This is a genomic window from Bacteroides sp. 3_1_13 (assembly GCF_001185845.1).
In the GTDB taxonomy this organism is placed as follows: Bacteria; Bacteroidota; Bacteroidia; order Bacteroidales; family Bacteroidaceae; genus Bacteroides; species Bacteroides xylanisolvens.
In genome coordinates this window covers 2,095,829-2,113,440 of record NZ_KQ236955.1, presented here as the reverse complement: position 1 = coordinate 2,113,440, position 17,612 = coordinate 2,095,829, and the positions used below count along the sequence as shown (strand labels likewise).

Sequence of the window (17,612 nt, the reverse complement as noted above, 5' to 3'; positions counted from 1 at the left end):
ACAATTTAAAATCACCATTCGATTAAGTGTCAGTTCACTTTAAGGGCGATTGTTACTGCACAAAACTATTTACTTGTACTTAATCCGCTACGTTTGCTACGATTGTAGCTACGATAAGGATCGAGCTCTATTTCTACATCCGGTTCTTGCAATTGACCTTCCTGCGGAAGCCGGAATTTGATATACTTAATAGCTAAACCACGATCGAGCCATTGTTGTTCATAATAAGTCTTGATACCGAGAATATCATCTACCAAATCGGAATGATATAAATCTTCGGTCATAAACTCAACGGGAAGACGGTTTGCTTCAATCATGTATTTTGTATAGGTAAACATGAAGTTGCTGTCCGTTTTCAGGTGGATAATACCATTCGGCTGCAAGAATTTACGGTACCGTTCCATAAAATAGGTAGAAGTCAATCGCTTGGTTGCTTTCTTCATTTGCGGGTCAGAGAAGGTAAGCCATATTTCACTTACTTCGCCTTCGGCAAAAAAACGTTCAATGATTTCAATATTGGTACGCAGAAAAGCGACATTCTTCATTCCGGCCTGTAATGATTCCGTTGCTCCCGTCCACATACGGGCACCTTTTATATCAACTGCTATAAAGTTCTTTTCGGGAAACATTTTACCCAAGCCGACGGTGTACTCACCACGTCCGCAGCCTAGTTCGAGCACAATCGGATGATCGTTTTTAAAAAACTCCTCATGCCATTTCCCCTTCATGTCAAAAGGCACGTTATCTACTGCCGAATAAGGATATTCGAACACGTGTGGATAACTCGCCATATCGGCAAACTTTTCTAATTTATTCTTTCCCATATCAATCCTGATTAGGTCGCAAAGGTACTGATTTTGACGCAACCGACAAAAAGAAATGGAGCACAGATTTCTCTATGCTCCATTCTTCTATAATATTGAATGATTCGTGTTATTAAATCTCAACATTCACCTCAACGTTTACTTCTACATTTCCACCTTGTTGTGCTTTCAAATCTTCATAGAAAGCAGCATGAGAAGCCTGCATATAAGGTTGCAAGAAGAAAAATCCGATACCGAAAGTAAAGAGGCAAAGGATAGCCCAACCGATGAAACTCAAATCAAGCATGAACAACTTCATCTTATTGCCATCCATCATAACCATGCTCTTTTCGATAGCTGCATTGTTTTTCATTTCGGGTTCTTCCTTCAGAATATACGGTGTCATCGCATACGAATAGTGTTTAATGATGCCCGGAATAATTAGTAGCAACGACCACAAGAAAGTATAAATAAACACTAAAACTACGGTTCCCATGATTCGGCTGTAGTCTTTGAATCCTTCAAACAAGATTCCCAAGTCAATGTCTTTTGCTCCTTTTATCACGCTAAACATGAGAATCGTGAATCCGTATGCCACCGGCAATCCTACAAGCAATGTTCCTACCAAAGGTAAATAACTTGTTGCACTGACAATAGCCGAATAAATCAAGGCAGCTACAGCCGCCATCACCCAATTTCCTTGAAGTGCCTCACGCGCCTGAGCACGCAGTTCTGAGTTTAGTTTTAACATAGTGAATAATATTAATTGATAAATGTGTTATTTCATAATATATCGTTATTCTACAATCGTCACCCAGCCATGTGTATCCGGCTCGTCGCCATACTGAATTCCACGCAGCTTATTGTACAATTTTGTACAGATAGGTCCCGGCTTACCGTCTTTAGAGATAACGTATGATTTTCCGTTTTCCAAATCATCGATACGCTGAATCGGGCTGATTACTGCGGCAGTACCACAAGCACCTGCTTCTTCAAATGTTTCCAGTTCTTCTTCCGGTATCGGACGGCGTTCCACCTTGATACCCATGTCTTCTGCCAACTGCATCAAACTTTTATTGGTAATAGAAGGCAGAATAGAAGTTGATTTCGGAGTGATATAAGTATTATCTTTAATACCGAAGAAATTGGCAGCACCACATTCATCAATATATTTCTTTTCTTTCGCATCAAGATAGAACTCGCAGGAATACCCCAGATCGTGTGCTTTCTTGTTAGCACGAAGACTGGCTGCATAGTTGCCACCTACTTTATAAATACCTGTTCCATGAGGAGCGGCACGATCGAACTCACGAATGATAACGTACGGATTGGTAGAGAAACCACCTTTGAAATATGGACCTACCGGAGTTACGAACACAACAAACATATACTCTTCAGCAGGATGTACACCTACTTGGGCACTTGTTCCGATCAACAGCGGACGAATGTAAAGAGAAGCACCGGTTTCATAAGGAGGGATAAAACGTTCATTCAGTTTTACGACTTTCAAAATTGCTTCTTTAAACCGTTCTGTCGGAAGTTCTGCCATCAGAATTCCCTGGCAAGTAGATTGCAGACGGGCTGCGTTTTCTTCCAAACGGAAAATACGTACTTTACCATCCTTTCCACGGAATGCTTTCAACCCTTCAAAGGCTTCCTGACCATAGTGTAAACAGGTTGCCGCCATGTGCAAATTAAGGTGTTCATCACTACTAACCTCTAATTCCCCCCATGCACCATTACGGAAGTTAATTCTCACATTGTAATCTGTCTTCATGTATCCGAATGACAGATTCGCCCAGTCTATTTCTTTCATATTGTTATGTATTAGTTTATTTTCTATTGCATTGAAACGCAAAAATAACTTTTATTCTTCAGATAGCCTCTTTTCTTGCAATAATTTTTCGACTTCCCGGTCGGCTTTTGTCAGTTTATCCTTGCAAAAGGCAATAATCTCATTGGCTTCTTTTATTTTCTCACTCAAAATGTCGATATCCAGTTCGTTATTATCTATCTGGCGAACGATCTTTTCGAGACGTTCCATTGCTTGGGAATATGTTTCTTTTTTTGCTGCCACGATGATTGATATTTAATGGTTAATGATGAATGTTCTTACAAATAAACAGTCGACGGATAGTTACTTTTCCACCACAGATTGCACTTCTCCTTTCAGCAACCGGGTTGTCAAGCGATCTCCCGGTTTCAGCGAAGATGCATCCGTCACCGCTTTCCCGTCTTTGATTGTAATACTGTATCCCCGGCTCAAGAGTTTATCCGGAGAGGCGTCTGCTATTCGCTGTTGTAAAAGTTCCAACCGGTGAGACTGACGGGCCAACAATGCTTTCGCCACTTGTGACAAATCCTTCTTTGCTGCCAGCAAAGAAAAACGAGCATCCGCAAGTTTGCGGTGAACAAGATTGGGAATACGGATTTGGAGCGCCTCCAACCTTCGTTGTTCCTGCTCAAGAAGCATATAAGCTCCCTGTTGAAGACGTACAGATAATTCTTCCAGATGCTCTGCTACTTCCGTTACCTGATGAATCAGAAGCTCGGCAGCAGCCGTAGGAGTCTTTACCCGGGTATGAGCTACAGAGTCAAGGACTGTATCATCGCGTTCATGACCAATACCGGTAATGATAGGTAATGGAAATTGCGCACATGCAGCTGCTAGTAGATAAGTATCAAAACCGGATAAATCGGAAGTAGCCCCACCGCCACGAATAATGACCACTACGTCAAATTCATTGATGCGGGCATTGATACGGTCTAAAGCCGCCAATACAGACTCTTCAACTTGATTGCCTTGCATTAAAGCCGGAAAAAGTTCTGTATAAAAATAGAATCCGCCCGGATTGTGCTGTAACTGATGGCAGAAATCTCCATATCCGGCTGCGGTAGCCGAAGAAATGACAGCAACACGTTGGGGAAGAACTGGCATTTCAAGTTCTTTATTCAACGTCAAGACTCCCTCCTCTTCCAACTGCAATAATATTTCCCGACGACGGCGAGCCATATCTCCCAACGTGTAAGCAGGATCAATATCAAGCACCGTCAGACTGTAACCGTATAACTCATGAAACTGAACAGTTACTTTCACCAGCACTTTAATACCGGAGGTAAATAGTTGTCCGGTGCTTTCCTCAAAGTAGGGTTTCAGCAAGCGGTAGATATTATTCCAAATCATACCGCGTGCCTTGGCTACGAGATTATTGCTGCGAGGATCTTTCTGCACAAATTCCAGATAACAATGCCCCGTCGTATTGGAACGGACATCGCTCAACTCTGTCTGTATCCAATATTCATCAGGCAGGCATTGCTCCAGACTACGGCGGACGAGTGAATTCAGTTCTAAAAGGGAAAGAGAATCCATAAAAAAGAACAGTTAACGTTGAGTTGATTGATATGCCTTCCACAAGTCGGGAATACCATATCCATATATATTATCCGGGAAATCAGCTCTGTCACCAGACTGACGCACCAAATCAATAATCTGCTTTGCCGTCAGCTTCGGACAAGCCTGCCACAAACAAGCTACCATACCGCACATAATCGGAGAAGCAAAAGAGGTTCCATTGGCGCGACGAAGATTTCCATCCGTTCCCATCACATCCGAATTTAAACCGACAGCCACTACGTCCGGCTTCACACGTCCGTCAGCCGTATTTCCTACAGAAGAAAACGGCGCCAGTTCTCCTCTTTTTGTTACAGCTCCTACAGTTATGATATTCTCCGCATCTCCCGGAGGAGTAATCTTCTTCCACGAACCGGCACCCGAATTTCCGGCACTGCACACAACTACCATTCCTTTATCGGCAGCCTTCGCAGCTTCCCGGGACATCAGCGCATAATGACCATTCAAGTCACGGTATCTATAATTCTTCGCAGGATCATCAAATGAGTAGTAACCAAGCGATGTATTCACTAAATCCACTCCTACACTATCGGCAAACTCGATGGCTGCCGCCCAATAATCCTGCTCTACCAAATTTTCCGAATATTCGTCTTCACTACGCAGCAACCAATAAGAAGCTTCAGGAGCAGTGCCAATCATCACATGCGGCTGGTTCATAGCCATACAGGACAATACAGACATTCCATGACTGCTTTCTGCATAAATATCTGCCTCCGGATTCACAAAGTCACGCACACCGAGAATACGGATATTTTTCATGGCATCAATCTTATCCACATTATGGAAGCCGGCATCAATCACGGCAATGGTCATTCCCTGTCCCTTAAAGCCTGCATCATGCAGGAGATCGACGCGGCTCATAGCCGCTTGCGTGATTGCAGGACCGTAAAGGCTATCGGTGCGCAACGCTTTATTTATCAGTGAGTCTCTTTGAAATGCTCTTTGCGTGATACCTTTCCACACTCTTTCTGTAGAACGTACAAAAGGCAGTTGAGCTATTTCGCTGATTAAGGTACTGTCATTACAAGAAACAGTAACGAAATTATCCCATTTCCCGGTCACAAGTACATGAACACCAGTTTTTCGTATGGCATCTACATACGTCCTGCAAACCGGTAAATCGGTAGAATCAATGGGCAATCCCTGTTTTTTTCTCCGCTCAATAGATTTCTTAGACAAATACTTTTCCGGTTTCTGCAAAGAATAGTCCGTAGCCGCTTTGTCTTTCAGACTAATCCGGTATTTTAAGGTATCTCCCGGAGTAAATTGGGCAGATACCCCCAGATACATATTTAGAGCGAGAATCAATACTATAAACTTCTTCATAAGTTATCTTTCTATTTTAATCAATCATAATTCTTCATTTTCTATAATCACCAGCCCGATTCCTCTTTGGGAAGCGATGAAAGCTCCTCCCAGCACCCGTCTTCCATTATAAAACACAGCAGATTGTCCGGGAGCAATGGCTGAAGCCGTTTCGAGGAAACGGACCAACAAACGTCCGTCTTCCAGTCTTTTCACCCGACAGGGAATCGGACGACTGCGATAACGAATCCGCACTGTCAGATTCTCACCCCCGAACAGTTCCCGTTCATCCACAATCTTATCCTGCTCCGCCAACATGTATTCAGTTTCCAATTGGTCGGCATCTCCAAGCATCACCGTATTTTTCTGCGGATTGATTTTCAACACATAAGCAGGCTTTCCTAAAGCAATCTCCAGTCCTTTTCGTTGGCCAATCGTATAATAAGGTGCTCCTTTATGTTTCCCCAGTTTTACTCCTTCAGAGTTGACAAACCATCCCGGTCCGATTTCACTATCCAATTCGGGGCACTGTTCACGAAGAAAATCACGGTAATCTCCCTTAATAAAGCAGACTTCCATACTTTCTCCTTCTTTCGACTTTGCTTCATATCCTTTCTCCGCAAGATACTCACGGACCTTTACTTTCGTATAATCTCCCAACGGGAAAATGCAACGTTTCAGCACATCCTGCCCCAATCTCCAGAGAAAATACGACTGGTCTTTCTTATCATCGTCTCCGGCTACTATATAAATGTTTCCGTTTTTCTCTTCCAATCGCGAATAATGTCCGGTAGCTACCCATGCACAATTCAACTTATCCGCCCACTCCGTCAGAACACGGAACTTAAACAACGGATTGCACATCACACACGGATTCGGTGTACGCCCCTGCTTATATTCGTCTATGAAGTTTTTTACGATGGTCTCTTTAAAAGGAATACGCTCATCTGCCACATAATGTTCAATCCCCATCCGTTCTGCTAACTCCCTGGCGTCCTGCGGTTCATCTCCCCACACACGCATGGTAACTCCTACAATCTCATATCCTTGTTCTTGCAGCATCAAGCAGGTAGCGGTGCTGTCTATGCCACCACTCATACCTACCAATACTCTCTTGTTTCGTTCTTCCATTCGAATTTTGAAAATTTACATGGTTACAAATGTACGAGATTTCAAAGAGAAAAGTTGCTTTTCTGAAAGAAAATCCTTATATTTGAAATATACCAAAAGCGAGAACAATTATGGCTAACCCTAGATTACCGGGCATTTCCGAAAACGAAGAAGCCTTATTGTATGCCAAATTGAATGAGTACAACCGAGGCAGAGCCTCTTTTAAAGAGGCAGGAGTCTACTTGGTGGTGTTGCCCCGACCGGGGAAACCAAACTATTCCCTTTGGCTGTACTCTCCCTTGCCCGAAAAGCAATCCATTCTTTATATACATGACCTGTCACCGGACATTAACGAATCCCTCCGGATGGCCAGTACGATGTTTTACTATTCAAGGCGTTGCCTTATTCTCATGGATTATAATGAGAAAAGAATGCAGAGTAACGGTGACGACCTTATCTTTTTCGGAAAATACCGGGGACATTTTCTTCATGAAATTTTGAAGATAGATCCTGCCTATTTAAGTTGGGTAGCTTACAAGTTCACCCCAAAAATACCTAAACAGGAACGTTTCGTCAAAATAGCACAGGCTTATCATTCCATACATTTGGATATCATGATCAGAAAGTCGAGAGAGAAACGTTCATCAAGTCGCTATTTGGGAGAATTAGGGGAAAAACTGACTGACTTAAAATTAAAAGTCACCCGCGTACGACTGGAAGACGATCCATACAAAACAAGAGTGAACGGCACTACCCCACAGTTTTTTGTCAAGCAGATACTGACTTTAACCGATGCCAGTGGAAACCTGGTTATTATAAGTATTCCATCAAAAAATCCCAGTGCGGTTTCATGCACTCTATCAGGGATAGAACATGAATACCGACTGGGAGATATTATCTACATTGCATCGGCGAAAGTATCACGCCAATACGAAAGCTATGGTTCAAAGTACACGCGCCTTAGCCATGTGAAGTTCGCAAGCCTCAACGTTTAGTCCAATCGTCCTTGACAAAACTTGCCGGATAGGAAATTTTATCCACCACTCCGTCTTTCTGACGAATCCAGGACGTAAATGTACGAGCACCCTCATCTAATACGATGATACGGGCCCCGTTAGGCAAATGATTATATTCCGTATTTCCACCGGTGAAGCGTCCATAAGCCAGAAGAATACCCTTCCACATCACTGCATAATCATTATCATGATCGTGTCCTACAAACATACCCATCACATCACCCGCTTCTTTCATTGCCGCAAACATTCCCGTATTCAATTTAGGTGCACAAGCTTCCTCCATACGAGTTCCGCGAAGAATCGCGTTTTCTGAACGGGCAGCTTCATTGTATTCAGGAAGAGGAATATGGAAAAAGGCAAGAGCCGGCAAAGGCTGTCCACCATTTTGCGCTTTATAAGCAGCACTCTGCTGGCGATACCAATTTATCTGATCGAATGTAAGCCATGCATATCCCTTCACATCTTTCAAAGGAGAATAGGAATGAGAATCCATGCAATAAAGCAAAGCTGCATCCTTCTTTACATTAGAAGACGATTTCACGGTTAATACATAGTCCGGCGATAAGACTGTTCCCCGGTCTGGCAATAAATTGCCGGGAACTTTACGGATAATATCATATAACTGTTCCCGTGCCATTCCCTGTTCATTGTCATGATTACCAAAAGTGACCACGAAAGGCAGTTTGCGTTTAACTACCGGTTCCAATACCTGCAACATTCCGGAATCTGCCGGAGCAGAATAAACAACATCGCCGGTAAAAATTACCAAATCCGGGCGTTCATCATCAAGCACCTGATTTATGCGTTCCAAAGCGATATCAGAAGCCCGGTTGCCGTATTTAAAATGCACATCGGTAAATTGCACAATTTTGAATTTACCATCTTTACTAAATTTCAGTTCACTCTTTTGAGCCATACAAAAAGTCGTTACCAACAAAAAGGTAAGTGTTAAGTAAATTTTTAAGAGCCGAATCATATTTATTTGTTTTAGGGGTTAAGAAATCTTCTCTATCAGCACGGTAGCATAGGCTGATATACCTTCTTCACGACCCGTAAAACCGAGTTTCTCGGTAGTAGTCGCCTTAATGGAAATATCATCCGCATCAATTCCCATGACAGTTGCCATCGTCTCTTGCATCAAAGGAATGTGTGCCTTTAATTTCGGGCGTTCGGCACAAATGGTTGCATCGATATTACCCACTTTATATCCTTTGGTAGCAATCAATTCCACTGTTTTCTTCAGCAGAATTTTGCTATCTATGTTTTTAAATTCTCCAGCCGTATCGGGAAAGTGATAGCCGATATCACGCATATTCGCCGCCCCTAACAAAGCATCGCAAACCGCATGCAACAATACATCAGCATCCGAATGCCCCAACAATCCTTTTGTATGTTCCAAAAGAATACCACCCAGCCACAATTCACGCCCTTCGACCAGCTGATGTACGTCAAAGCCAAAGCCTACTCTTATCTTCATATTTTGTATAACAAATGAGTACTAATGAATAAAAAAGATCAACGGATATAGAAATCCAGCAGTTTTTCCTCTTCCAGATAACCTTGCAAACGCTGTCCGATACTAACAGGACCTACACCGACAGGAGTCCCCGTAAAGAGTAGATCTCCGATTTTCAACGTTACAAACCGACTGACATAAGCGATAATATCATCTATCTTGAAAAGCATATCTGCCGTACAGCCACGCTGTACTTCTTTACTGTCGATCAACAGATTGAAGTTCAAATTTTGAATATCTTTATAATGCTCTACCGGAACAAAAGTCCCAATAGCAGCCGATGAGTCAAAACCTTTACAAAGCTCCCAGGGATTCCCCTGTTCACGGAACTTTCGTTGAAGGTCACGGGCTGTAAAGTCGATACCGACTGTCACAGCATCATAATAGCGGTTAGCAAAACGGGGAGCGATATTTTTCCCCAATCGGTTGATACGGACTACCAATTCCGTTTCATAATGTATCTCGTTGGAAAAGTCGGGGATGAAAAACGGTTTGCCATCTTTCAGAATAGCAGAATCAGGCTTCATAAAAATCACCGGCTCCGTATTTACTTGTGTATGTCCCAGTTCTTTGTTATGCTGGGCGTAGTTCATGCCTACTGCAATAATCTTCATTATTTCTCGTTAAAATTCAATCGGTTAAACATAACAGCCAAATGAGCATATAAAGACGTATTCTGCACCACAATATTCTCGGGTACACGGATTCGGAAAGGAGTAAAGTTCCATACGGCTTTTATACCTCCGTCTACCATCTTATCTGTAATTTCCTGAGCAATATTAATAGGCACGGTCAACACACCGATATTTACATCGTATTCTTTCATCTTTGCCTCAAAATCATCGGAGTGAAAAATAGGAATACCATTCAGGTCTTTTCCCACCAATTCCGGATTCACATCAAAAGCTGCCACAATCTCCAGCCCGAAATGATGCAAACCTGAATCCCGAAGCAAAGCAGCCCCCAGGCTACCTACACCAAACAAGAAGGCTTTGTGCATATTGGTAAATCCAAGAAAACTCTCCAACACTTCAATCAGCGCATCAATGTTATACCCTACTCTCGTGCGCCCGGAGATATTGACGTAGGATAAATCCTTGGCGATTTGAGAAGCATCAATATTTATTTCCTTAGAGATTTGTGTAGAAGAGACGTACTGTTCTCCTTTTTCTTTCATTAGTTTTATGTTGGACAGATACCAGGGAAGTCTGCGCAAGGTAGGCTCCGGCACTTTATCCGCCTCTTTTCGTATAGATGTGCTCATACTTCTTACTAAATTTGGTATTTTGCAAAAGTACAATCTTTTTTGAGACTGACAACCCTATAACAGAAAACCTTAATAGAGATTAAACAAAACAATGAAAAGAGGTTCAAATTTTGCTCTTTTCCATAAGTTTAATACTTTTGAAAAGGATTAAAAATGACGAGTATGAAAAATAATGATTGGAAAGATAGATTAAACGTAGTATATTCCACGAATCCGGACTTCGGCTATGAAATGGATAACGATGAAGAGCAAGTTACTCTCGACAAAAACAAACAAAGCCTGCGAGTTTCCATTGACAAAAAGAACCGGGGCGGTAAAGTGGTCACATTAATTACCGGATTTATAGGTACAGAAAACGACTTGAAAGAGCTGGGTAAGCTACTGAAAAGCAAATGCGGAGTAGGCGGATCGGCTAAAGACGGAGAGATTATGGTACAAGGAGATTTCAAAACCAAAATCATAGAGCTGCTCATTAAAGAAGGATACTCTAAAACAAAAGGTATAGGAGGTTAAACTAAATAGCATTTTGTAACTAGAAATTTTAAAGATATGAGAAAAGTAACATTATTCTGTGCAGCAGCGTTATTCTCACTGTTGTCATTTGCACAAGACAACAATGCTGATATCGTCAAGGTAGGCGATAGTATGCCTGCTTTCACCCTTCATTCAACAGTGAACGGTACTGTAAACTCCGAGGACTTGAAAGGGAAAGTTGTATTAATCAATATTTTCGCTACTTGGTGTGGTCCTTGCCAAAGCGAACTGGCTGAAGTTCAAAAAACACTCTGGCCTAAATATAAGGACAACAAAGATTTCTGCATGTTAGTAATCGGGCGCGAACATACCGACGATCAATTAACGGAATACAACAAGCGTAAAGGGTTTACATTTCCTCTCTACCCGGACCCGAAACGGGAAGTCACAGGTAAGTTTGCCAGTCAATACATTCCCAGAAGTTACTTAATCAACAAAGACGGGAAAGTGATATCCGCCACTGTCGGTTATAAAAAAGAGGAAATGGACAAGCTGATGAAGGAAATAGACAAAGCATTGAAATAATCCTCCCCAAGAATGTGCCTCATGTTATACATGGCAGTTTCTTGAGGAAAGGAATGATAAGATCAAATCAAAAGAAAAGGCAACTAACTCGTTATGAATTAGTTGCCTTTCTTGTATCTTCAAATAGAGAGTCTTAATGAATACCTCTATTAAGTTAACGTGTTCCGTTTTTAAGGACACATCATAGAATTTGAATCTGATTGATTATTCAGCTTTCAAAGTGAAACGCTTGAAATCAACAATCTTCAGTTCAGGGTCAGCAGCAGCCAACACTTCTCTTACAGTTTTCTTACCGTCCATGATATCTTCCTGGTTCAATAAGCAAACTTCTTTCAAGAACTTGCCCAGACGACCTTTCGCGATGTTCTGAATCATTTGTTCAGGCAGGTGTGCAGCCTTCTCTGCAGAAACAGTAGCAATAATTTCTTTTGCTTTAGCTACATCTTCAGCTGTAATCCATCCTTTAGCCATGTTGCTATCCATGTGTTCTTCGCTGTCCACATGAGCCGGGTTGATGTTAGCTTTCTTCAGAGCAGCCTCTACAGCTTTCTGTACCTGTTCTGCTTTTGTCTTCTCAATAGCAACTTCAATTTCTTTCTGTTTTACTTCTTCAGAAACGCCATCTTCATCAATAGCAATCGGGTTCATGGCAGCAATCTGCATAGCTATTTGCTTAGCCAACTGCTCGTTCACTTCCTTGTTGAAAGCAACAATCGTGCAAAGACCATTTCTGTTCATGTGATTGTAAACAGCAGTGCATACACCTTCTACAGTCATGTAACCATCCAGTTCCATTTTCTCACCTGTGATACCGCTACGGTCAGTCACTGCATCCTGTACAGTACCGTTACCCATCGGCAATGCTTTTACTTCGTCCAAAGTAGCGCATTTATTAGCCACAGCAAGATCAAGAATATCCTGAGTCAGTTTCACGAAATCAGCATTCTGAGCCACAAAGTCAGTTTCACACTTCAAAGCAACGATAACAGCACGGTCACCGGTAGTTTTAGCCAAAACGCAACCTTCAGAAGCTTCACGTTCTGAACGCTTAGCAGCAACAGCTTGTCCTTTCTTACGGATAATTTCCATTGCCTTGTCGAAATCGCCTTCAGCTTCAGTCAACGCGTTTTTGCAATCCATCATACCAGCTCCGGTCATTTTGCGCAGCTTGGTAATATCAGCCATACTTACAGCCATAATAATTTCCTTTATTTAAATGAATAATAATTTTCGAAACAAAAAAATGTGCCAATCTGCCAATCAAGATACAAGCGTATAAATATACTCTTGCACATTAGCAAATTGGCACATTTTATATATTAAGCCTCTTCGTCTTCCTTGATGAAAGCAGCAGCTTTAGCTGCGTTGATAGCTTCTTCGTCAGACTTGTCGAGTCTAGCTTTCACTGATTTCTTCTTGCCTTTGTTAGCAGGAGCTTCACCAGCAGCTTCCATATCGATCTTTTCAGCTTTTCTTTCTTCCAAACCTTCGATCATTGCAGCGCAGCAAGCATCCAAGATAACTTCTACTGATTTAGTAGCGTCATCGTTAGCAGGAATTACGAAATCAACGTTTGAAGGATCAGAGTTAGTATCAACGATACCAAATACAGGGATACCCAGACGGTTAGCTTCGCGAACTGCGATGTTTTCTTTCATTACGTCGATAACGAACAATGCAGACGGCAGACGAGTCAGGTCAGCGATAGATCCCAAAGTCTTGTCCAATTTTGCACGTTGACGAGAAATCTGAAGAACTTCTCTCTTAGAAAGGTTAGAGTAAGTACCATCGTTAGTCAATTTATCGATAGTAGCCATTTTCTTCACAGCCTTACGGATAGTCGGGAAGTTAGTCAACATACCACCCGGCCAGCGTTCGATTACATAAGGCATATTAACAGATTGAGCTTTCTCAGCTACAACTTGTTTAGCTTGTTTTTTAGTAGCAACAAAAAGAACTTTCTTGCCAGATTTGGCAATCTGTTTCAAAGCTTCAGCAGCTTCGTCTACTTTTGCAACTGTTTTGTGGAGGTCAATGATATGAATACCATTGCGTTCCATGAAAATATAAGGAGCCATTGCAGGGTTCCACTTTCTCTTAAGGTGTCCGAAGTGGCAACCAGCCTCCAATAATGTATCAAAATTTGTTCTTGACATCTTGTTTTTTCTTTAAATCGTTTACTTTCTTTTTTGTTTTTTCTAAACCAACCGCTGGGTAGTCTATGAGCAGAGTCCCAGTAGTTTAGATACTAAACATATTCCTCTATCAGGCGGCACATTAACGCTTGCTGAACTGGAATCTTCTACGAGCTTTCGGCTGTCCCGGTTTCTTACGTTCAACAGAACGAGGGTCACGAGTCATGAAGCCTTCTGCACGAAGAGCAGCTTTATCTTCAGCGTTCATCTTAACCAGTGCACGAGCAATTGCCAAACGCAATGCCTGAGACTGACCTGTGAAACCACCACCACACAAGTTCACCTTGATGTCATACTTCTCAGCAGCACCCAGCTTGTTCAATGGTTGTTTTACAACATACTGAAGAATAGTTGATGGAAAGTACTCTGCAAGGTCTCTCTTGTTAATAGTAATCTTTCCTGTACCTTCGCTTACGAATATGCGTGCAATAGCACGTTTACGTCTGCCTAATGCATTTACTACTTCCATTATATCTTATTTATATGAATTAATATCAATCATTTTCGGGTTCTGAGCAGCCTGTTTGTGTTCGCTACCAGCGTAAACATACAAGTTATTCAGCAATTTAGCTCCCAAGATATTCTTAGGAAGCATGCCCTTCACTACTTTTTTCAGTAATCTCTCTTCACCGTTCGGTTTTGTGATCAAACGGGCAGGAGTCATTTCTCTCTGACCACCAGGATAACCTGTATATGACAAATAAACTCTGTCATTCCATTTGTTACCAGTCAGTTTTACTTTGTCTGCATTGATGATGATAACGTTATCACCGCAGTCTACGTGAGGAGTAAAGTTTGGTTTGTACTTTCCTCTCAGCAATTTTGCAACTTTTGCTCCCAGACGGCCTAATGTTTGGTCTGTAGCGTCAACGATAACCCATTCTTTGGTTACAGTCGCTTTGTTTGCAGAAATGGTCTTGTAACTTAAAGTATCCACTCTAATTTTGTTTTTTAAATGTTACTACTAAAAATTTCTTCACCACTCATTAGTCTTCCCCGGACAAAGGAATACTAACTTGCTATGAATTAATCTCTTATCATTTTGTGATAATAATCGGCTTGCAAAAGTACGGCTTTTCTTTGAATTGGCAAACTATTTTTGTATATTTTTCCAGTCGCCTATTCTATTGAGAGTCTTCTTAATACCCGTTATTATTCATTCCATTGAGTTTCGGATTACTTTGTATCTCTTTCAGAGGGAAAATCGCGGAGACGCTTATGTTGCAGATGGCAAATGTTTTTATATTTTTCAGGTTTATGGAAGATAAAAAAACTCTCATTCATTTCTGTACCCGCATGAGCAAAATTCACCTCTGTGTCCTCCGCGTCCTCTGTGGTGAACTATTGTCATCTACCCAAAGACAGCCTCTCCCTAGAGGCAAGTGTAAAGATAGAATTAATACCTTTTGCACGAATAAACGCCCTTTTATATCATGCTGTTCAGTTTTCTTTTATATATTTGCAGAGTCTGAACGGAAAAGCGACAAACTTCCCGGACAGGCATACATTATTATAAATAAGAAAAGAAAGCCTTATCAGCTTCATCCTAAAAAACGAAAATCGCCAAAATTTCGACTGATAAAGGATGGAACAGTATGATGCTTCTGTTGTTGTATGTGTGTGCACCCTTGCAAAAGGGTGCACACATATATACTATCAGCGTGGGGTGTTTATTCAGTTCATTTATCAGTCTGGTGTTTGGCGATACCACGTATTCTATGTTTCTATCCAAGTCATTTTATGAGTTTAACATTTGCTTAACATCGGTAAATTTAGCATTGTAAAACATGTATGTTTTTGGGTCGTAATAGACCTTCTTTCGCACAAGAGCCACAATAATCCTGATGAGTTTGTTCTTGACATTGTTTAAAGCCACTTGTGGCTTTTTACCACGCCCAATTAGTCGGTTATAATACTCTCTTATCTCTGGATTGAATTTTTTTGCACAATGAGCAGCCTGTCCCAGCAAGGATTTTATGAGCTTGTTGGCGAAATGGCTTGTTTTAGCCGGAGAGTGGATACTTGTGCCTGAATCTTTTCCAAACGGGGCAACACCATAATAACAGGCTATTTTGCGTGCGTCCAGGTCAAAACGTCTGAAGTTGTTGGTGAAGATAAGCAAACAGGCTCCGTTTTGACGTGCAACGCCTTTTATCGAAGTGATGATAGCATAGTTCTCCTTAAGTTCGGCATCACTTTCTATGATGCGGTCTATCATCAGGTCGCATTCCTTGATGGCATTATCAATCTCAGACATTAAATGCTTGCTTTTTTAACAATGGAAAGCCCGCTGCCACAGGGGAACAGGTGCAGGCACATTACAAGCACACAAACTGTGGAATCTAAATTTAAAGACATCTATATTGAAAAACTCATACAGCAGAAAGTAGATGAACGCGGTATCAGTTATGCAGAGTTCGCCCGGCAAATTCATTGCGCACGGACTTCTCTCTACCATATTTTCAACAGTAAAAACATAGATATGGAACGTCTTCTACTCATCTCTGAAGTTCTTCAATACAACTTCATTGAAGAAGTCTATCTGCAGAAACTGAAATCCACGGACGAGAATATACCTTGCATTGTAATCCCTGTCAAAGAGAAAGGCATCGACACCTCACAGCTTCCGAACGAACTGCTGGAGTGGTTGAAGCAACAATTGTTGGATCAGTCTAAAAAATCGGGGGAGACAGTTTGGAAGTCTGGATAATGTGCTTCAGGGCATCCTATATCACAATAATTTATTCATGTCTGCACGGTAATGAATATCTTTTATTCATTACCAATATTAAGAATCAGCCTTCTTATTACTGATAAACTACCGCCTTCTCGTATACTTTATTTCTATTTATTAATCGCCGACTATAGTTGTCTGCCTGGCTGACTATAGTCGGCTGATTAGACAACAATAGTCGACTAGATGGACAACTCTAGTCGGCTTCTTAGATGCAAGCTGTTCAATTTGCTAAGATTGACAATGTCGATGCGAAGGTTGCGGACTGTGAAAGTGTAAACTGTGGGGATTGTGAAGGCGTGAAGAGCGTGAAGATAAGACTTTTCTTTATTTGTTCACAGAAAACACCTATCAAACAGATGGTTACCATCCGTGAAGGATGTGAATGAGAAAAACTAAACTTAATTGGGGCTTTGGTAATTTTCGGCACAATTAGTTCAAAACCACACCGCTTTTTAGTTAAATGAGAATTTAATACAGACAGAAGAGCATAAGAACAAAAAATAAAATAACCGTTCAATAAGCAACAGAAATTTAATATACCCACAGGGTTTTAGGACTGCCTCCCTTTTTCCCGATAGCTCATACCTCACATACTAAAAGAATAAGTGGCAGGTGGATATTTACATAGTAATATCTATCTGCCACCCCTCTATATATCGGTTTTATCCCCTTCCTGCACATGTGCGTTGGAAATTATCTCACAATATCTTCCGGGAATTTAGCCGGCATCTCCACCCTCTTCCAGGTTTCATAATACCAGGTGTTCAACTCATTTCCATTCAAATCATTCTTGATAAAATATTTCAGATGGAGATAATCATTGTCCTTAATCTCAAATTCCAAAATATTGTCCTGATTGTCCAGCATCGGGAGATGAATGTTCTTCTCGATACTTTCCTTATAAGAATCGTCCGTGAGTTGTTTATAAGTACCGTATCCAGTAATAATCGCATCCGCACCGGGAATAATGGTAAAGTTAACGATTTGTCCGTCATCACCCAATACTTTAAATGTATTACTGGGTTTCAACGCTCCCGGAACATCGGGAGACTCGGATACATAATGGCAGAGCTGCCAAATACCTTTCAAATCAGCCGCTTTGAATTTGGTTTTCTTCTGGGCCGTCGCACCTGTTACCGCTAACAACATTATTGAAAGCATGGTAAAAAAATAGAGCTTTTTCATTGTTGTA

Annotated in this window: 22 protein-coding genes; 5 read left to right on the top strand and 17 right to left on the bottom strand. The window is 41.4% G+C overall.

Features of this window, described 5'->3' with window-relative positions; all coding sequences use genetic code 11:
• Nucleotides 1-65 precede the first annotated feature (65 nt).
• The 7 genes from trmB to mnmA all read right to left on the bottom strand — a co-directional run bounded on the left by trmB (nucleotide 66) and on the right by mnmA (nucleotide 6,651).
• Nucleotides 66-824 (bottom strand): tRNA (guanosine(46)-N7)-methyltransferase TrmB, encoded by a 759-nt coding sequence (trmB, locus tag HMPREF9009_RS07545; RefSeq protein ID WP_004314730.1) that lies wholly within the window; start codon nucleotides 822-824, stop codon nucleotides 66-68.
• A gap of 112 nt (nucleotides 825-936) precedes the next feature.
• A complete protein-coding gene (locus tag HMPREF9009_RS07540; RefSeq protein WP_004309383.1) occupies nucleotides 937-1,554 on the bottom strand; it encodes a DUF975 family protein in 618 nt (205 codons plus the stop codon).
• Between the two features lie 45 nt (nucleotides 1,555-1,599).
• On the bottom strand, nucleotides 1,600-2,631 hold the full coding sequence (locus HMPREF9009_RS07535) for a branched-chain amino acid aminotransferase (RefSeq protein ID WP_255344217.1): 1,032 nt from the start codon (nucleotides 2,629-2,631) through the stop codon (nucleotides 1,600-1,602).
• Nucleotides 2,632-2,670: 39 nt separating this feature from the next.
• Entirely contained in the window at nucleotides 2,671-2,880 is a 210-nt protein-coding gene (xseB, locus tag HMPREF9009_RS07530) for an exodeoxyribonuclease VII small subunit (protein WP_004314727.1), read from the bottom strand.
• A gap of 60 nt (nucleotides 2,881-2,940) precedes the next feature.
• Nucleotides 2,941-4,173, bottom strand: a complete 1,233-nt coding sequence (gene xseA, locus HMPREF9009_RS07525) for an exodeoxyribonuclease VII large subunit (protein ID WP_049701818.1) — start codon at nucleotides 4,171-4,173, stop codon at nucleotides 2,941-2,943.
• 12 nt (nucleotides 4,174-4,185) lie between these two features.
• Nucleotides 4,186-5,541: a S8 family peptidase gene (locus tag HMPREF9009_RS07520; RefSeq protein ID WP_049701817.1), complete on the bottom strand. Its 1,356-nt coding sequence runs from the start codon at nucleotides 5,539-5,541 to the stop codon at nucleotides 4,186-4,188.
• Nucleotides 5,542-5,565: 24 nt separating this feature from the next.
• A complete protein-coding gene (gene mnmA / locus HMPREF9009_RS07515; RefSeq protein ID WP_049701816.1) occupies nucleotides 5,566-6,651 on the bottom strand; it encodes a tRNA 2-thiouridine(34) synthase MnmA in 1,086 nt (361 codons plus the stop codon).
• A 110-nt stretch (nucleotides 6,652-6,761) separates the two neighbouring features.
• On the opposite strand from mnmA, the gene HMPREF9009_RS07510 reads away from it, so the two are divergent.
• Nucleotides 6,762-7,625, top strand: coding sequence for an exodeoxyribonuclease X C-terminal domain-containing protein (locus tag HMPREF9009_RS07510; protein WP_049701815.1), 864 nt, complete (start codon nucleotides 6,762-6,764; stop codon nucleotides 7,623-7,625).
• On the opposite strand, the gene HMPREF9009_RS07505 is transcribed toward HMPREF9009_RS07510, so the two are convergent.
• Genes HMPREF9009_RS07505 through HMPREF9009_RS07490 form a run of 4 tightly spaced genes read right to left on the bottom strand, consistent with a single transcriptional unit; the run spans nucleotide 7,615 to nucleotide 10,426 of the window.
• Nucleotides 7,615-8,622, bottom strand: coding sequence for a metallophosphoesterase family protein (locus HMPREF9009_RS07505; RefSeq protein ID WP_049701814.1), 1,008 nt, complete (start codon nucleotides 8,620-8,622; stop codon nucleotides 7,615-7,617). The two genes, HMPREF9009_RS07510 and HMPREF9009_RS07505, sit on opposite strands and share 11 nt — an antisense overlap.
• Before the next feature lie 18 nt (nucleotides 8,623-8,640).
• The gene (gene ispF, locus HMPREF9009_RS07500; protein WP_004308656.1) at nucleotides 8,641-9,123 is read right to left on the bottom strand and encodes a 2-C-methyl-D-erythritol 2,4-cyclodiphosphate synthase; all 483 of its coding nucleotides are present in this window, start codon (nucleotides 9,121-9,123) and stop codon (nucleotides 8,641-8,643) included.
• A 38-nt stretch (nucleotides 9,124-9,161) separates the two neighbouring features.
• A complete protein-coding gene (locus tag HMPREF9009_RS07495; RefSeq protein WP_004314720.1) occupies nucleotides 9,162-9,776 on the bottom strand; it encodes a fumarylacetoacetate hydrolase family protein in 615 nt (204 codons plus the stop codon).
• Nucleotides 9,776-10,426, bottom strand: coding sequence for a redox-sensing transcriptional repressor Rex (locus HMPREF9009_RS07490; RefSeq protein ID WP_004297208.1), 651 nt, complete (start codon nucleotides 10,424-10,426; stop codon nucleotides 9,776-9,778). Before HMPREF9009_RS07490 ends, HMPREF9009_RS07495 begins: the two co-directional genes overlap by 1 nt.
• 165 nt (nucleotides 10,427-10,591) lie before the next feature.
• On the opposite strand from HMPREF9009_RS07490, the gene HMPREF9009_RS07485 reads away from it, so the two are divergent.
• Together HMPREF9009_RS07485 and HMPREF9009_RS07480 are read left to right on the top strand one after the other, a co-directional pair.
• A complete protein-coding gene (locus HMPREF9009_RS07485; protein WP_004314718.1) occupies nucleotides 10,592-10,942 on the top strand; it encodes a translation initiation factor in 351 nt (116 codons plus the stop codon).
• A 36-nt stretch (nucleotides 10,943-10,978) separates the two neighbouring features.
• On the top strand, nucleotides 10,979-11,488 hold the full coding sequence (locus HMPREF9009_RS07480; protein ID WP_009038982.1) for a TlpA family protein disulfide reductase: 510 nt from the start codon (nucleotides 10,979-10,981) through the stop codon (nucleotides 11,486-11,488).
• 204 nt (nucleotides 11,489-11,692) lie between these two features.
• Here the strand turns inward: HMPREF9009_RS07480 and tsf are convergent, their stop codons facing one another.
• The 5 genes from tsf to HMPREF9009_RS07450 all read right to left on the bottom strand — a co-directional run bounded on the left by tsf (nucleotide 11,693) and on the right by HMPREF9009_RS07450 (nucleotide 15,940).
• Nucleotides 11,693-12,685 carry a translation elongation factor Ts gene (tsf, locus tag HMPREF9009_RS07475; protein WP_004297205.1) on the bottom strand — a complete coding sequence of 331 codons (993 nt, stop codon included), beginning with the start codon at nucleotides 12,683-12,685 and terminating at the stop codon, nucleotides 11,693-11,695.
• 122 nt (nucleotides 12,686-12,807) lie between these two features.
• A complete protein-coding gene (gene rpsB, locus HMPREF9009_RS07470; protein WP_004297204.1) occupies nucleotides 12,808-13,644 on the bottom strand; it encodes a 30S ribosomal protein S2 in 837 nt (278 codons plus the stop codon).
• A 121-nt stretch (nucleotides 13,645-13,765) separates the two neighbouring features.
• Nucleotides 13,766-14,152 (bottom strand): 30S ribosomal protein S9, encoded by a 387-nt coding sequence (gene rpsI / locus HMPREF9009_RS07465; protein ID WP_004297203.1) that lies wholly within the window; start codon nucleotides 14,150-14,152, stop codon nucleotides 13,766-13,768.
• Between the two features lie 6 nt (nucleotides 14,153-14,158).
• A complete protein-coding gene (gene rplM, locus HMPREF9009_RS07460; RefSeq protein ID WP_004297202.1) occupies nucleotides 14,159-14,620 on the bottom strand; it encodes a 50S ribosomal protein L13 in 462 nt (153 codons plus the stop codon).
• 801 nt (nucleotides 14,621-15,421) lie between these two features.
• Entirely contained in the window at nucleotides 15,422-15,940 is a 519-nt protein-coding gene (locus HMPREF9009_RS07450) for a transposase (RefSeq protein WP_225450273.1), read from the bottom strand.
• 78 nt (nucleotides 15,941-16,018) lie between these two features.
• On the opposite strand from HMPREF9009_RS07450, the gene HMPREF9009_RS25035 reads away from it, so the two are divergent.
• Nucleotides 16,019-16,393 carry a helix-turn-helix domain-containing protein gene (locus HMPREF9009_RS25035; protein ID WP_049701812.1) on the top strand — a complete coding sequence of 125 codons (375 nt, stop codon included), beginning with the start codon at nucleotides 16,019-16,021 and terminating at the stop codon, nucleotides 16,391-16,393.
• A gap of 236 nt (nucleotides 16,394-16,629) precedes the next feature.
• Nucleotides 16,630-16,806 carry a hypothetical protein gene (locus tag HMPREF9009_RS25705; RefSeq protein ID WP_153882612.1) on the top strand — a complete coding sequence of 59 codons (177 nt, stop codon included), beginning with the start codon at nucleotides 16,630-16,632 and terminating at the stop codon, nucleotides 16,804-16,806.
• Nucleotides 16,807-17,113: 307 nt separating this feature from the next.
• On the opposite strand, the gene HMPREF9009_RS07440 is transcribed toward HMPREF9009_RS25705, so the two are convergent.
• On the bottom strand, nucleotides 17,114-17,605 hold the full coding sequence (locus HMPREF9009_RS07440; RefSeq protein ID WP_049701811.1) for a DUF4488 domain-containing protein: 492 nt from the start codon (nucleotides 17,603-17,605) through the stop codon (nucleotides 17,114-17,116).
• Nucleotides 17,606-17,612 lie beyond the last annotated feature (7 nt).

What these genes read in the sequence shown, in the direction of transcription:
- mnmA (WP_049701816.1), bottom strand. Translation starts at nt 6,651, where the DNA reads ATGGAAGAACGAAACAAGAGAGTATTGGTAGGTATGAGTGGTGGCATA.
- rpsI (WP_004297203.1), bottom strand. Translation starts at nt 14,152, where the DNA reads ATGGAAGTAGTAAATGCATTAGGCAGACGTAAACGTGCTATTGCACGC.
- trmB (WP_004314730.1), bottom strand. Translation starts at nt 824, where the DNA reads ATGGGAAAGAATAAATTAGAAAAGTTTGCCGATATGGCGAGTTATCCA.
- HMPREF9009_RS07540 (WP_004309383.1), bottom strand. Translation starts at nt 1,554, where the DNA reads ATGTTAAAACTAAACTCAGAACTGCGTGCTCAGGCGCGTGAGGCACTT.
- rpsB (WP_004297204.1), bottom strand. Translation starts at nt 13,644, where the DNA reads ATGTCAAGAACAAATTTTGATACATTATTGGAGGCTGGTTGCCACTTC.
- HMPREF9009_RS07490 (WP_004297208.1), bottom strand. Translation starts at nt 10,426, where the DNA reads ATGAGCACATCTATACGAAAAGAGGCGGATAAAGTGCCGGAGCCTACC.
- HMPREF9009_RS07510 (WP_049701815.1), top strand. Translation starts at nt 6,762, where the DNA reads ATGGCTAACCCTAGATTACCGGGCATTTCCGAAAACGAAGAAGCCTTA.
- HMPREF9009_RS07480 (WP_009038982.1), top strand. Translation starts at nt 10,979, where the DNA reads ATGAGAAAAGTAACATTATTCTGTGCAGCAGCGTTATTCTCACTGTTG.
- ispF (WP_004308656.1), bottom strand. Translation starts at nt 9,123, where the DNA reads ATGAAGATAAGAGTAGGCTTTGGCTTTGACGTACATCAGCTGGTCGAA.
- HMPREF9009_RS07485 (WP_004314718.1), top strand. Translation starts at nt 10,592, where the DNA reads ATGAAAAATAATGATTGGAAAGATAGATTAAACGTAGTATATTCCACG.
- HMPREF9009_RS07440 (WP_049701811.1), bottom strand. Translation starts at nt 17,605, where the DNA reads ATGAAAAAGCTCTATTTTTTTACCATGCTTTCAATAATGTTGTTAGCG.
- HMPREF9009_RS07450 (WP_225450273.1), bottom strand. Translation starts at nt 15,940, where the DNA reads ATGTCTGAGATTGATAATGCCATCAAGGAATGCGACCTGATGATAGAC.
- HMPREF9009_RS07495 (WP_004314720.1), bottom strand. Translation starts at nt 9,776, where the DNA reads ATGAAGATTATTGCAGTAGGCATGAACTACGCCCAGCATAACAAAGAA.
- xseA (WP_049701818.1), bottom strand. Translation starts at nt 4,173, where the DNA reads ATGGATTCTCTTTCCCTTTTAGAACTGAATTCACTCGTCCGCCGTAGT.
- HMPREF9009_RS25705 (WP_153882612.1), top strand. Translation starts at nt 16,630, where the DNA reads ATGCAAGCTGTTCAATTTGCTAAGATTGACAATGTCGATGCGAAGGTT.
- tsf (WP_004297205.1), bottom strand. Translation starts at nt 12,685, where the DNA reads ATGGCTGTAAGTATGGCTGATATTACCAAGCTGCGCAAAATGACCGGA.
- HMPREF9009_RS07520 (WP_049701817.1), bottom strand. Translation starts at nt 5,541, where the DNA reads ATGAAGAAGTTTATAGTATTGATTCTCGCTCTAAATATGTATCTGGGG.
- HMPREF9009_RS07505 (WP_049701814.1), bottom strand. Translation starts at nt 8,622, where the DNA reads ATGATTCGGCTCTTAAAAATTTACTTAACACTTACCTTTTTGTTGGTA.